Origin of the sequence: Prevotella veroralis (assembly GCF_018127765.1) — a bacterium.
Classification (GTDB): Bacteria; Bacteroidota; Bacteroidia; order Bacteroidales; family Bacteroidaceae; genus Prevotella; species Prevotella veroralis.
Genome location: NZ_CP072331.1, coordinates 530,805 through 545,142, shown reverse-complemented (window position 1 = coordinate 545,142; position 14,338 = coordinate 530,805). Strand labels below are relative to the sequence as shown.

13 protein-coding genes and 6 pseudogenes are annotated in these 14,338 nt (G+C 40.0%); 12 read left to right on the top strand and 7 right to left on the bottom strand.

Annotated elements, in window-relative coordinates:
- Positions 1-5: 5 nt before the first annotated feature.
- Together J5A55_RS10335 and J5A55_RS10330 are read right to left on the bottom strand one after the other, a co-directional pair.
- Positions 6-1,295: a site-specific integrase gene (locus J5A55_RS10335; protein WP_004384077.1), complete on the bottom strand. Its 1,290-nt coding sequence runs from the start codon at positions 1,293-1,295 to the stop codon at positions 6-8.
- A gap of 2 nt (positions 1,296-1,297) precedes the next feature.
- The gene (locus tag J5A55_RS10330; RefSeq protein WP_050755907.1) at positions 1,298-2,098 is read right to left on the bottom strand and encodes a phospholipase D-like domain-containing protein; all 801 of its coding nucleotides are present in this window, start codon (positions 2,096-2,098) and stop codon (positions 1,298-1,300) included.
- Positions 2,099-2,584: 486 nt separating this feature from the next.
- Here J5A55_RS10330 and J5A55_RS10325 point away from each other — a divergent pair.
- From J5A55_RS10325 to J5A55_RS10290, 8 genes and pseudogenes are all read left to right on the top strand, one after another.
- A pseudogene (locus J5A55_RS10325) lies at positions 2,585-3,819 on the top strand (site-specific integrase).
- Positions 3,820-3,844: 25 nt separating this feature from the next.
- On the top strand, positions 3,845-4,312 hold the full coding sequence (locus tag J5A55_RS10320; protein ID WP_004384081.1) for a DUF1896 domain-containing protein: 468 nt from the start codon (positions 3,845-3,847) through the stop codon (positions 4,310-4,312).
- A gap of 139 nt (positions 4,313-4,451) precedes the next feature.
- Positions 4,452-4,791 (top strand): annotated as a pseudogene (locus J5A55_RS10315) (hypothetical protein).
- Between the two features lie 352 nt (positions 4,792-5,143).
- Positions 5,144-5,574, top strand: a pseudogene (locus J5A55_RS10310) (hypothetical protein).
- 22 nt (positions 5,575-5,596) lie between these two features.
- Positions 5,597-6,016 carry a PcfK-like family protein gene (locus tag J5A55_RS10305; RefSeq protein ID WP_004384086.1) on the top strand — a complete coding sequence of 140 codons (420 nt, stop codon included), beginning with the start codon at positions 5,597-5,599 and terminating at the stop codon, positions 6,014-6,016.
- Positions 6,017-6,020: 4 nt separating this feature from the next.
- Positions 6,021-7,296 (top strand): annotated as a pseudogene (locus J5A55_RS10300) (PcfJ domain-containing protein).
- Positions 7,297-7,323: 27 nt separating this feature from the next.
- A complete protein-coding gene (locus J5A55_RS10295; RefSeq protein WP_004384089.1) occupies positions 7,324-7,578 on the top strand; it encodes a hypothetical protein in 255 nt (84 codons plus the stop codon).
- 4 nt (positions 7,579-7,582) lie between these two features.
- Positions 7,583-7,843 (top strand): hypothetical protein, encoded by a 261-nt coding sequence (locus tag J5A55_RS10290; protein WP_039851495.1) that lies wholly within the window; start codon positions 7,583-7,585, stop codon positions 7,841-7,843.
- A gap of 111 nt (positions 7,844-7,954) precedes the next feature.
- Here J5A55_RS10290 and J5A55_RS10285 read toward each other — a convergent pair whose 3' ends face one another.
- The 5 genes and pseudogenes from J5A55_RS10285 to J5A55_RS10265 all read right to left on the bottom strand — a co-directional run.
- Positions 7,955-8,968 carry a phage exclusion protein Lit family protein gene (locus tag J5A55_RS10285; protein ID WP_004384092.1) on the bottom strand — a complete coding sequence of 338 codons (1,014 nt, stop codon included), beginning with the start codon at positions 8,966-8,968 and terminating at the stop codon, positions 7,955-7,957.
- Positions 8,969-9,073: 105 nt separating this feature from the next.
- Positions 9,074-9,580, bottom strand: coding sequence for a glycoside hydrolase family protein (locus J5A55_RS10280; protein ID WP_039851497.1), 507 nt, complete (start codon positions 9,578-9,580; stop codon positions 9,074-9,076).
- Positions 9,581-9,591: 11 nt separating this feature from the next.
- Positions 9,592-10,050, bottom strand: a complete 459-nt coding sequence (locus J5A55_RS10275) for a DUF3872 domain-containing protein (RefSeq protein ID WP_004384094.1) — start codon at positions 10,048-10,050, stop codon at positions 9,592-9,594.
- A gap of 12 nt (positions 10,051-10,062) precedes the next feature.
- Entirely contained in the window at positions 10,063-10,653 is a 591-nt protein-coding gene (locus J5A55_RS10270) for a conjugal transfer protein TraO (protein ID WP_004384095.1), read from the bottom strand.
- Positions 10,647-10,937: pseudogene (locus tag J5A55_RS10265) on the bottom strand (DUF4138 domain-containing protein); the annotation flags it as partial. The pseudogene J5A55_RS10265 and the gene J5A55_RS10270, both read right to left, overlap by 7 nt.
- 226 nt (positions 10,938-11,163) lie before the next feature.
- Between J5A55_RS10265 and J5A55_RS10260 the strand changes: the two are divergent.
- The 4 genes and pseudogenes from J5A55_RS10260 (at position 11,164) to J5A55_RS10250 (ending at position 14,247) form a co-directional block, all read left to right on the top strand.
- Complete coding sequence (locus J5A55_RS10260; protein ID WP_004384097.1) at positions 11,164-11,634, top strand: HU family DNA-binding protein; 471 nt, start codon at positions 11,164-11,166, stop codon at positions 11,632-11,634.
- A gap of 190 nt (positions 11,635-11,824) precedes the next feature.
- Positions 11,825-11,872 (top strand): annotated as a pseudogene (locus tag J5A55_RS12580) (hypothetical protein); the annotation flags it as partial.
- 6 nt (positions 11,873-11,878) lie between these two features.
- Positions 11,879-12,724: an IS256 family transposase, variant Zn-binding type gene (locus tag J5A55_RS10255; RefSeq protein WP_039851358.1), complete on the top strand. Its 846-nt coding sequence runs from the start codon at positions 11,879-11,881 to the stop codon at positions 12,722-12,724.
- A gap of 338 nt (positions 12,725-13,062) precedes the next feature.
- Entirely contained in the window at positions 13,063-14,247 is a 1,185-nt protein-coding gene (locus J5A55_RS10250; protein ID WP_004384101.1) for a hypothetical protein, read from the top strand.
- Positions 14,248-14,338: the final 91 nt, after the last annotated feature.

Genomic DNA, 14,338 nt, shown 5'->3' with positions numbered 1-14,338 from the left:
CGGTATTATAATTGATTGAATTTACTCATGGCATTCGCTTTGATGTCGTCTGCAATGTCTATGTATGGCTTCATAGCCTTGTAATCACTATGCCCTGTCCATTTCATCACAACTTGCGGAGGAATTCCCAATGCAAGGGCATTACAGATGAATGTTCTACGACCAGCATGTGTGCCGAGTAGGGCATACTTTGGGGTAACCTCATCAATGCGTTCATTACCTCTATAATAAGTTTGACGTACAGGCTCGTCAATGCCTACCAGTTCAGCTAATTCTTTAAGATAATCATTCATTTTCTGATTAGTAATAACAGGTAACACCTTATCATCTTCAAATGCCACATCCTTGTATTTATCAAGAATTGCTTTACTATGTTTATTCAATTCTATAATCAGGCTATCAGAAGTCTTAACTGTTGTTACCTCAATGTGGTCGCCCTTTATATCACTTCTACGAAGATTAAACACATCGGAATAGCGCAAGCCCGTGAAGCATTGGAAGAGAAATACATCACGCACCCTATCTAAAGCTTGCTTGGCAGCTGGTATTTCGAACTCTCGGAGTTTGTTCAGTTCCTCCCATGTGAGGAAGATGATTTTCTTCTGTGTGCTTTTGAATTTAGGTTTATAACTGTCGTAAGCATTGTTCTGATGCACATCTTTCTTGAAAGCCCAGCGTAAAAACCACTTCAAGAAACTTAATTGCTTACCAATGGTAGAATTGCGCATTTCCTTTACATCACGAAGATAGGTAACATAATCATTTAGACCTTTCTCATCAAAGAAATCAAATGTAAGTCCATCACGAAAGTTCATCAAATGATTTTTCACAGCAGCAAACTTCTCGTAAGTAGAATCAGTCCAATCATTCTGTTGTCCACAATCTCTCACAAAATCATCGAAAACCTTATAGAAAGCGTTAGGTGTTGGTTTTCTCGGTTTGACTTCTTCCTCTATAGGTTTGTGCAGCGCATTGAATGCTTCTTTAATTTGTTCAGGGGTTGGCATTATTTCTTCTACTTCAAACTTTTTGAAAATTTCCTGCACCTCGGTATAATAGCCCAAAAGTGAAGCATTGATTTCAGAAGCTGATTGTTTCAGTTTGTTTGTGCAACCATTTCTTACTCGCTGCTTATCAGAATCCCATTTCGCTGCATCAATACGATAACCTGTTGTAAATTCAATTCGTTTGGAAGCAAAATTAACACGCATACGGATAGGCACGTTCTCAACAATGAGAACTCCGTCCTTTTTCCTGCTTTCCAACGTGAAGATAATATTCCGCTTGATATTCATAATTACAATAAAGATTTTAATTTTCTAAACTCTATAGAATAATCAACGGCTGATTCATGATCCGATGTAATAAATACGTTTTCATCATTCCGATATTCAGCATTTGCCGACCAGTTATAACTCCCTGTTATAACAATTTGTGTGTCAATGACACAAAACTTATTGTGCATTATCCCTCCTCTAGTCCCGCGAATTTCTTTGTGGTCAAAGCTGGATAAGTCCACTCCACAGGTTGCATTTACACCATCTTTAAAGACTACAATTTCGATCCTTAGTCCCTCTAAACGTTTTTGTTCCAAGGCTTCTTTTATTATAGAGTTAGTAAACCATGCCATTGCCACTAAAATAGAAACTCTCGCACTTTTAATTGCATCAATGACTTTTTTTTCGTTTTCCTGAAATGATGCTAAATTTTGAATTTGCCTATCAACGATTACTCCTTCCCATTTAGCCTCTTCGTGATTGTCACCACATATTAGTTTTACTCCGTCTTGTTGTAAAATATAATTTATCTCTTCTATGGCTCTATCTGTGTCTGTTGAGTCATGAATAATTTCCATTATCAATGCTCTTAACTGCCCGTCGTTAAGTTGAAACAACCTATCTTTTGTGTATTGTGTTCTTGATGGCTTTGAAGTAGAACTATTAAGTTGTGGCAGCCCATCATTGTAAACATCATTTCTAAAACCATACTTTTGAAAGAGTGTCACAAGTTCTTGTCCTTTCCTATATTTCCATATATTCCCTTGATCTCCAGTGATGAGTGGACACAGATTTTCTTTAGATACATTGGTTATTGCCATATTGAAATTAGTTATATTGTTTTCTGCACCCAAATTTACACCCAAAAATTGATTCTACCAAAGATTTTCCATGAAATCTTATTTTATTAGTATTCTACTTAAAGGACTATTATACAATAGATTGAACGTTTATGATACTATTTGAAGGTTCAAGAGAAAGAGCCTCTCTCTCCGCTAATAGGCTTCAAAAGGACTTCACAAGGGTTGTCATTTTAGCCTTCAAAAATTAGATAATCGTTGTAAAATCAAGGTTTTACAACGATATTTCTTTGTATATACCTCCATAGCCTGACGGCATAACCCTATATTTTGACAGTCATCTTTCGGTCAATTTCTGCTACACTTTCTGCTACACAAAAATTGCAGCAGTAAAAAATGTAGCAGTGATGGGATTTTGAATACCATATTGACGGCATCAACTCTTTCTTTTTCAACGTATTAAGTATTAACTTTGCAGCCGAGTGCTACACAAAAGAATGATGCATTATGAGAACAAATTTCAAGGTGTCCTTCTACCTACGTTCAAACTATGAGAACAAAGAAGGAAAGTCGCCTGTAATGCTCCGAGTATTCCTTAACGGAGAGATGGCTAATTTCGGATCTACGAAAATATTCGTGGACAAGTCGCTGTGGAATAACACTACCAGCAGGCTCAAAGGTCGGACGGCAGAAGCCTTATCCGCTAATGCCGCATTGGACTCCATTTCCACAATGCTGAATAACATTTACCACAAATTCGAGGATGATGAATCCTTGTCATTGGATAAAATCCGCTCATTCTTTGTCGGGAAAGACAGGGAGTACACGACCTTTCTCCCTATATTCGACAAGTTCAACGAAGATGTCAGACAGCGTGTCGGACATACCATCAGCAAGGACAGCCTGCAAAAGTACAGCGTTTTAAGAAGGCATTTCGCAGAATTCCTTATCTATAAGTATGGGAAGAAAGATATTGGACTGGCAGAGTTCACGCCATCCGTAGTACAGGACTTTGAGCTGTACCTGAGTACGGCGGCTGGGTGTGCCTATAACACATCAGTCAAGAAATTGAAGGCACTGAAAACCGTGACCATCTATGCGCAAAAGCGTGGCTATCTTCTTCACGACCCATTTCTCAATCATCGTTTCCACTTGGAGCCGGTAAATCGTGGTTTTCTCACGGATGAGGAAATTATGAAGATAGCCAACAAGGATTTTGCTATTCAACGCTTGGAGTTAGTAAGGGATGTTTTCATCTTTTCATGTTTCACAGGTCTGGCATATATTGATGTTTCCAATCTCACACCGGACAATATCGTAACACTTGATGATAAGCAGTGGATTATGACCAAGAGACAGAAAACAAGTGTGGAGACAAATGTTTTATTGCTTGACATTCCCAAGAGTATCATCGCCAAGTACAGTCATAAGACCTATCGGAACGGCAAACTATTTCCCATCCTAACGAATCAGAAAACCAACGCATATTTAAAAGAAATTGCCGACCTTTGCGGTGTCAAGAAGAATCTGACCTTCCATCTTGCCCGGCATACATTTGCGACCATGTCGCTCTCAGCAAGGGCGTTCCTATGGAAAGTGTGTCGAAGATGTTGGGACATACCAACATTAAAACGACACAAATTTATGCCCGTATAACCAATAAGAAGATAGAACACGATATGGAACAGTTGGCTGGCAAGTTAGACAAGTTCAATGTTGCTATGGGCATCAACTCAAAATAATGTAAAACCCTAAACCAAGAAGATTATGACAACAACAAAGAAAGAGCTTTCTTACTTCCGTTTGAAGTTAGAGAACTACCTCAGTGAGCATTTTCCCGAAATGCTGGGTGATAAACCATTCATAACGGCAAGAGCCGGTGAAGCCCTTACTACCTACTGTGATGCAGTAGCGCAAGGCTTTTCTCATCCCGAGGCAGAGAGTATGGCAAGCGAAGTGTTGTATAGAGGACTGCATTTCTCAAAGTACGACACGCTTGTATCTGTCTTGGAGAATGAGTTTGAGAAAGAACTGCCCTCCCCACTCCCCGAAAGACTATCCCCGATACTCCTGAAGAACAAGGCTGTGCAAAGCGTTTTCGACAAGTATGAACTCACGGAAGATTTTGGCGCAAGTCCTGAGTATGAGAAACTCTACACCGAACTGACAGGAACAATCGTTCTGCTCATTGAGGTCAATGGTCTGCCAACGATAGGCGGTGAGAACATGACTTGATGCAGCACCATCGGGAGTTTTTGTAGTGTCAAGAGCCAAGATAACTATTCTTCCCCGCACACCAAGAGTTTGAACAAACACTTGGCTTTGTGAGGCAGAATATCTTGTTATTGCTCTTGAAACTATTAAAAGCTCCGATATGAATATAATCATCATGAATCAAGATGTTCACACACCTGCCTTCGTCAAGGCAGACGCATCGAACAAAACCGATAATATCAAACAGCAGCCGACTTCTCCCAAGCAAGTCCGCCACTTCGGTTGGACACGCTTCATCAAACTTACTACCCTGCTTTCTATCGTTATCGGTGCCATTTGGCTTACCTCGAAGATAGTAACGCCGCAAGTCGTAACTGTCGTCTCTAGGCTTTCTGATACTGCGCTTTATAGTTAGGGTGATTCTGAAAGTAACAATTACGCTGCTGAGCATTCTATTTTGGATGACTATTCTCTGTGCCATCCTGCTTTGCGTGCTTTGAGAAGCACAGCTCTGTAAAACCTTTCATGCTATTTCATCAGGTGGTTATCTCGCATTTTGAGATAGCCACCTTTTCTATTTTCCACTACGAGCGTTGCACTTTCGCTTCCTTTCCAATGCTCCACAATATGCGAAATAAAGAAGACGGATGCTGTTCCCTTTTTATCCGCAAAGGTAGTACGGGGCTTGTGGCTTTCAAAAGGTCTATGCCGCTTGGTTTGTCTGGAAAATCTCCACACCGTTGGGTCGTATTTTCCAACAAAACCTTGTGCAAACCCGCCCCGCTACCTCTATTTTGCTACAAAAAGGAATCAGCATACTCCGATCTTTGGACGCATAAAAAAAATGTCGCTATGGATAAGCAAAAAGTAAATACAACATCTTCGATGAAGAAAAAGGATATAGCTCCCCCTCTCATTACCGCATTAAATCTGTGGTTGGACAAAGTGAGCAAGTGTTGGCTACGAAGTTCGTGCAGTGGGACGTTGAGCCTTTGGATAAATTGAGTGGCAGTAAGGTGTATCTCCTGCGTATGAAACTCTATCGTGGCGAGTGTATGAGCCGTGAGGAAAAGAATTGGCTATGTGAAGCAGTGAACTCTAACACCTATTTCCGTACAGCCGTTCCACTGCAAGGCTATCGCTTTGACTTCTTTGACGTATTGAAGAAATACCTTGTCAATCAGTACGGACAATGGACAGAGTATTATGCACCTGACAGAACAAGCCTAAGAGCCTACCTATATGGGCGCATCAATCAAATAGTAGAAATTCCCAAGTATTAACAACATCAAAACATATACGACAATGAAAGGAACAGAACATTTCACACGGACAATAGCCGAGTATCTTAATCAGCGTGCTATGACAGACCCATTATTTGCCCCTAACTTGTTGAAGCCTAACAAGAACATAGAAGATTGTGTAACCTACATCTTAAACGAGGTGAAGAAAAGCGGTTGCAATGGCTTTGATGATGATGAAATCTTCTCTATGGCTGTTCACTACTACGATGAGGACGATATAGAAGTAGGTAAGGCTATTTCTTGCCAAGTTGCCGTTAATCACATTGTAGAACTCACGGAGGAAGAAAAAGCCGAAGCAAGGCAGGAAGCCATTAAGCAATATCAGCGTGAGGAACTTGCCAAGTTACAGAGCCGTAACGCACGAGTGAAAAAGACTGAGAACGCAGCAACCCAAGTACAACCATCACTATTCGATTTTTAAGCCTATGAAACCGAGAAACAAATTTGAGAAGGCGGTTTTGGAACAAAGCAAACATCTTTGCCCGATAACCAAGACACAAGACAAGTGGGCATTCCGTGAGTGCATAGACCACTTCGCCTACCGCTTGCCAAAAGGTCGCACTACTTGTATGGATTGTGGGCATAGTTGGGTAATGAACAAACATAGAGAAACTTGCACTTGCCCTCATTGCAGGGCAAAGTTGCAGGTCAAGGGAACCTACGAACGCAAGTTGCAGCAGAAGCAGTATTTCACTATACTTACCACTTGTGGAGAGTTTCAAGTATTACGTATGTTCCTACTTATCGTGGGTATGGAGAAAGGTTACAAAGCACAGACTTCCATAATAGAGATTGGGCAATATTGGTGGAATATGCAGGGACGAAAAGCTGTGGTTGCTATACAGAGGGTATTGGGACACTATGTTGATACCTTTTCCTATTTATAGCCCTATGGCAATCCGCAATGATAATGAAGCCTATCAGCATATTGCCTACTCACCGATATATCCGAAGTTCAAGGTTACAGACATACTTCGTAGAAATGGTTTTAAGGATAATTTCTATGGTATCGTGCCTATCCTGCTTATTCCTGCATTGCTTACAGACAGCCGAGTGGAAACATTGCTAAAGGCAGGTCGTACAGACCACTTACGTTACTTTCTTGGCAACAAGAGTGCTTTTGAAGAACTATGGCAGTCCTACAAAATTGCAGTCCGTAACGGCTATGAGATAGCAGACATTTCTCTTTGGAGTGATTATGTAGATACACTTAGAAGATTAGGAAAGGATATTCATAATCCAAAATATTTATGCCCAACAAACCTTAAAGGTGAACACGACCGCAAACACGAAGAACTTCTCAGACAGCGTGAAAGGGAGGAGATTAGACAGAAGCAGCAGAAGGCAATGGAAGACGAAAAACGTTTCAAGGAACTCAAATCAAAATTTTTCGGTATCTGTTTCACGGATGGCACAATCCAAGTCCACGTATTAGAGAGCGTGCAGGAGCATTTGGAAGAAGGTGTATCAATGCACCATTGCGTATTTTCTAATGCATACTACCTTAAGGAAGACTCCCTTATCCTTTCGGCTACCATTGAAGGCAAGCGAATAGAAACCATTGAAGTATCATTACGAACTTTGGAAGTGGTGCAAAGTCGTGGGGTATGCAACAAGAATACGGAATATCACGAGCAAATTGTAAACCTTGTCAATGCCAATCGAGGTCTTATAAGCCGAAGAATGAAAGCAACAGCATAAAGTATGAACCATTAAATTATCAGAGATATGAAGACAGAGATTGAAAACATCATCTACAATTGGACGGATGAGATACCGCATATTCTCATTAGGGTTATCAACGCAATAACCCTATCCGACAACAAAGAGGAGTTAAGGTCGGCTATCAACACAATAGCCGAAGAAACAGAACTTGACAAGTTCTTTGCATACGGTTATGGCACACACCATTTTTGGCTTACCCACCGCAGGTTATCAAATGGAGAGCCAAAGGAACACGGATTACTAATTGATAATTTTTGAGAATATGAAAAAGAGAGTTTTCAGAGTACGGATGCAATACATCGTCGATGGAGTGTTTGATGTGGTTGCGGAGAGCAAGGAAGACGCACGGCAGAAAGTCCTGCAAGATTGTGGGTTGGTCATGGGTGGAAGCATTCACAGCACTTTGCCCGATGATGAAATAAATTTTTCGAGCAATGCTCTCAACAACTCGTGGGCTTTTGACAGACACCCCAACAAACGAATAGACAGAATAACGAAAGTGCAAAAATATCCTTCTAAATAATAGCAAAAGCCACGCAAATTTTCGGTTTGCGTGGCTTCTTTTCTTTCTCTTTGAACGAGTAGGCGACCAAAGAAAAGAAGCAAAAGAAAGTCGCAAGAACAATCAATCATATCACGCTTTTATCTTCTTATACTCTGCAAGAAAATCCTTAATCTTATCTACGCAATCCTCTGTGTTTTGCAGATTGGTAGGAAATTCGTCTATCTGATAAATTTTTGCCCAATACATAAAAAACTGAACTAATAATACAGTGTATTTAGGATTGTCCTCTTTTATACACTCATAGACCTTAAATATTCTATCGTCCTCTGTAGGGTGAGTCTTATCAGGTTTTATTGATGGATTTAGGTAAAGTAATGAGAATAGGGCACAAAGAACCCCACAATTTGCAGAAAATTTTTCAGTTTCAGATATGTCAGAGTAAATATCCCAAAAGGATGAAAAGTCCGCGTCAATCTCGTCTTGTATAGCAGGGCTTTCCTTGTCCATATGCCCAAGAGAAAAATGTGATGCCTCATGTAGAAGGATAAAACAAATGCCAAAGCAATAAACAGAATTGATTTTCTGTCCATATGGGGTATTGATATTAATTGCAGAGAAGTCTTCTAAATTAAATACTTCTTTTTTCGTTAATTCGGACAATAATTTTATGTAATACTCTTGCTGACTACAAAACTCTATGTTATTTAATAGTTCAGGAATTCGTTTTAAATAATCAATATATTGTTCTATATTTATCTCTTTATATTCTGATGGAATCTGCTGACAAACCTGTTCTTGAGATAGACTTACTACTTGCTTTGAACCTTCTATAAATTGCTCTAAAGTAATTCCACATCGCTCACACTCCTCTCTAACAATGGACAGATCTATTTCTCTTATAATTATGCTGCACATTAGCCATAGATACTGACAATATGCAGCAGATAGACTAACATAACTTTTACCGTCTATTATGAATTTTACGATTTTAGCAATATCTGAAATAGGACAATCTTGGTCAGTAAAAAGAATTTCGTTGTTAAGTCCTTCCTTGATACTTTCATAAATACCAGCAGAAGGGATTTTTTTGATGAGCTGCGTAATGTTACTATTTAACGCCAGCACTGGAAAAAGATATTTCATGTTTTTTTCAGACAAAGTTACTAATTCATAGCGAGAAAGACGAATAAACCTGCAAGAAAAATGCCTCTTACAAAGTATCAAAATCATAAGAGGCGTATTTGAAAATCAGGATATATAAAACAATGCAAACTCAACCTTTCGCCGTTTAACTAACCCACGCAAAACTTTTCCCTTGTATTGGCAGAACGAAACATACTCCCGATAAAAGTTCTTGTCGCCAGCTTCTATCTTTCGTAGTAGTCTACACTTGGGGTGCTTTCCATAACCAAGCAGTCGCCCCACGCCCACATTATAGGCAAGGAGGCTGAGCAGCAGGGCATCCTTACCATACCCCTTGAAGTGTTCAAAGCATTTCCAAAGGTCGGCACGGAGCAGGGAGTCCGCTTGCCGTTCCGTCATATCCGCCGTGAAGTGTTCTCCAGGTTGCAGCTGATGCCCATAGCCGACATACGGATAATTCTTCCAGCCGTGCATGCCCTCAAAGTATTTTACTACAACTACTGCACGCTCAAAAGGAGGCAAGCCTGCCAGCCGCACCCTGCGCTGGGCAAGGGTCGGCTGACAGAACAGGCAGAATACACAAAGTAAAATGAAAGAATTTATCGTTCGCATCAATTATGGTCTTAGTGGCGAGAAGATGCAGGCTTATCCTTGCCCTCTTCCCGCTCGTTGTTAAAACTAAAGGTCAGCTGCTGAACCCTGCCGAAACTATCCTCCACATATACATCAATCGTCTGACGGTCAGATGACAACGAAGTGTAGTACAAGCGGAACACATCCTTCGTCAGCGGATAGCGGTCGTTAGGCTTGAACACCATACCGTTATCATTTCTTAGCAAACCTTTGCCATCAGACTGGAAATAACGTATCGTATAGCGAGTGTCGGCAAACTCACCGCCTCGCTTCAGCGTGCAGCGTATCTCAGCCGTCTGCCCCCTTATGATGTCCTTCTGAACCGGCATTGTCTCCACCGTAAACGGATAAGACTGCTGAACATCCAAATCCCTATCACAAGCAGATAGGCAAAACACGGCAAGGGTCAGCACACCCTTTACCCAAATCGTATTCAATATCTTCTTCATCTTTTCTTCTACTTAAAAGTTAAACCTTAGTCCTGCTAAAACAGCCGGACGGAAACGATGCACGTCCGTTCCAAAGAGGAAACGTCCCTGCGCCTTTACAAGAAAGAGAACCCTGTCCGTTAGGAATACTTCCACCGAGCCATGCACGGCACCACCATAGACAAAGCGGGAACGATTGAGCAGTGTCGCCCCATCGGGCAGCAGTTTTTTATCCTCGTTCAGTTGCTCATAACCACCCAAAGCAGATATACCACCATAGAGAAACACGTTCTTACCTCTGTCGGAGAGAACAGGGAGCATATAGCCCACCTGCAAAAGTGCATCCTTGAGTTTTACGTTATAACTTCTGTACGGCATATTCTGCTGTTCATACTCTGCCATAACAAAGGTATAATTCTCACGACCCAGATAGCGGGTGAGTGATACTCCCATGCCGAAATTGTCAGCTGCAAGGAACTTTTCACCCTTGATAAGCGGAACACTCCCTACGACCTCTACTCCCCTTTGCTTGGGTATCAGTCGCTGTGCCTGCGATGGCAAGCTTAAAAGCATAGCCACTGCAATGCATACTGTCATAATGATATTGTTCTTCTTCATTACCATTTCAGTTTGAGGTTATCAATCTTCTTTGCTATCTGCAGGTCTTCTGCCGTTACATAAAAGGTCAGCGTACGACCGCCATTTCTCTCATAGAGCGTCACTTCAAGCTGCTTGTCTTCAGCAAGAGAAAACTGCTCGAGTGCAAACACAGTGTGTTCACTACCCATGCCACGCACCTGCATTACCTGATGATAGGCACGAAGTGGCTGCAATATTGGCTCTTGTATGGCCGTACACTTTGCCATCTTCTTATCTACTACCTTGAAAGTGGTAAGATGCACAGCATAAAAGCACATTCTACCTCTAATGAGCTTATACTTATCATTCAACAAATGCTCACTCGACTGTTTTCAAAAATTAGTCGAGTATTTTTGAAAATTACTCGACTGTTTTCTTGTATTCTGATGATTGATTTTGTATCTTTGTAGTATTATTAAAAACCTGATACCGACAGAGGGCACGCGCTCCTAACCTCTGGAGGACTAACCTACGAGGAGCACCTGATATAAAACTATGTCAAACAGACCTTTAGCCTATGTGCTTTCAGAGCGCAAGGCAAATCTCGGAAAAATGGCTGGTAAGATTGTCATTCAGGCTCGTCCAACTGGGCGTAAGCGAGTAGATCATCGTAGTTTCTGTGATGAAGTAGCACATGCGACTACATTCACAGGAGCAGAGGTGGAAGCCGTCCTGCGACTTGCTGCCGAAATTGCAAAGCGGCACGTTGAGAACGGTGACATTGTGGACTTCGGCGACATTGGCACACTGAGCCCATCATTCCAAAGTAAGTTGGTAGAGAAAGACAAGGAGAAATTTAATCCCAACGTACACATTACCAAGCCTATTGTTCATCTTGCCCCTTCAAAAAAGTATTTCACGCTTACTGGCGTGAGCTACGAGCGTGTTACCGTAACTGACAAGGCATCCAAGAAGCCAGCTGAGAAGCATTCTCAATCGGGGCCAGAGCCAGCGGTAGAACCCTAAGGTAACAGACAAATCTGATTTTCTAATCTTTACATTGATGCGTGGAGTACAATGTTCCCCACGCATCAATTGTATTTGTCAGTATTATTATGCAAATCGGCGTAATGGACATTTGGTAGGCTGAAACCTCTCGGAATTCTTTTATTTACTACCTTTGCAGCATTTGAAAACCTATGAATAAAAAAACTGTATCTTCTGTAATAGCTCAAATGTTAAAAAGAATGGGCATCAACGTTCTGTTCAGATGTATTCCTGCAAGGATTGTGGTAGACAATTTCAAGGTGGTCTGCGTATAAATAATATTTCTCTATGTAATGACTATCTGACGGCAAATCGAACGATATCTGATCTATCCACTCTTTATAAATGTTCAGAGCGAACCATACGACGTAGGTTGAGCTTAGTGGTAGATAGCTTTACTGCTACTTACCCCAAATCTGCAGTAATAATATTGGATACAACATACTTTTCCAGGACATTTGGTGTGATGCTTTTTCAGGATGCTTCATCAGGCAAAATACTCTATCGCAAGTTTGTCAAAAACGAAACTAACAGAGATTATCTTGATGGACTTTGGTATATTGCGGAACGTGGAACTATGATAAAAGCAGTGGTGTGTGATGGGCATATAGGACTTTTACAAGCTATAAGTTTCTGTCCCGTACAAATGTGTCAATTTCACCAATTTCAGATAGTTAGAAGACTCCTTACTAACAACCCACATTTGCCTGCAGGCGTTGAACTATTGGCATTAATGAGAAGGATGTTCTATATGAAAAAAGAAGAGTTTATAACCGCTTTTGATAAATGGTGTGATAAATGGAAAGAGTTCCTAAATGAACGAACTCTCCTAATCTCGGGTAAGACAACTTATACACACAGAAGACTGAGAACGGCAAGACGTTCTATTAAGACACATCTGCCATGGCTCTATACGTGCGAGCAGCATCCAGATATACAAATACCTAATACAACAAACCTGTTGGAAGGATTTAACTCACAACTTAAAAGAGCACTGCATAATCATAATGGATTGAATGAAGCTAACAAGAAGATGTTTATAGATGGATTCATAAATACAAAAAAGTAGGCTGGAATAACCAGCCTACCAAATGTCCATTACTAAAACCCGAGAGGTTTTCAGCCTACCAAATGTCCATTACGCCTGCAAATCTTTTTAAGTTTAAGAGAGGTTTACTTATAAAATAGAGTTATCACAACAGGTGATCTTTTGATTATCGTTGAATTTTATCCATCTTTTATCTAATAATAAAATAAAAATGTTAATTTTGTTGCGTGTTTCTTCAGAGACATAATGACATCGTTGAAAAAATAAGAGGCGTTATGCTTATCTTGTAAAACTCAATATTTTAGAATGGGTGGCAAAATTGAATCAATTATAATTGAGAGTACATAATTGCTTAAAATATGACAAAAGAAGAATTATTACTATGGGGCGAGAAAACGGTTCAGCTGTATAATAAGATAGCAGACGAACGTGGTAGAGAAAATACTCCTGCATTCTATACTCAATCTGACTTAAACAAAATTATAGGAGTAAATTCTGTTGATATTTTAATAGCGGGTATTAATCCAGGGTCTGGTGGTACTTATCATCAAATGATAGAGAATCCAAATTGGGGAATAAGCTCGACTACAGGGATGACAGCAGAGCAACTAATCTCTGGAAATTTCAGTAGAGACCCACAACATGGGAACTGTACAAACTGGAGTCGTCGTCATACTTGGCGTTATTTTATGAATTTAAAGAGATTCTTTAAAGATATAGAGGGGCCTAATATTCTTGACGATGAAAGTAGATTTGTTCTAACAAATGCCTCTTTCTTCAACACTGTTAAGGAGAATGAACTGAGCCAATCATTGCTAAAGGCTACATTTCCACAGACTATAGATTTAGTCAGAAGAATTAAGCCTAAAATGATTGTATGGTTAAGCGGAAGGAAGGCGTTCAACAGATTAGCTTCGATTTCGATAGATGGCTTTTCTTTCAAGTATGATAAAAAGCAAAATCCTATAATGGCGCATATATATATGGGTACATTCGATGGTATACCATGTTTTGGAATTCCCCACCCTGGTGCGTTCCTAACTACAGAAGAAAGAACTTTAATTGCAAAATTCTTTTCTTATGTCTTTAATTATAAAAGTATTGAAGAGATAGACCTTAATAGCTTGGAGTCTTTCTGTATAAATGAAATTCAAGCATATCATAAGCGTTTAAAAGAGAAGAAACCTGCTTCTATAAAAAATAATATTGATGTAAAAAGTATAGAACATTCTATCCTCGAAAGGAAGAAAGCCTATATTTACAATAATGGAAATAGGATACGCAAAGATGAAAATGCCCAGTATGGAATTACACTTGCTAAGAATTGTATTTTTGTTCGGCAAGCTTATGAAGATAAATATAAGACTCCTCAAATCAACCCAAAAGATGGTGTTGTCATAGAAAAGCTAAAAGAAAGAGGTTATGAAAGCGGTAAAGGATGGCTTGGCTATCGAAAACTTACGGAATTTGGTAGTACTGAGAAAGAAATAGAACAGAATGTTATAAAGGAAATAAATGTCCTATTTGAGTTGTTAGATGTCTAATTTATAAAATATAATATCATAACATATTGGAAACGATGCCATGTGTACTATGCTACTCTTTAAGATAGTCTTAGGAAACAAATCGAATAAT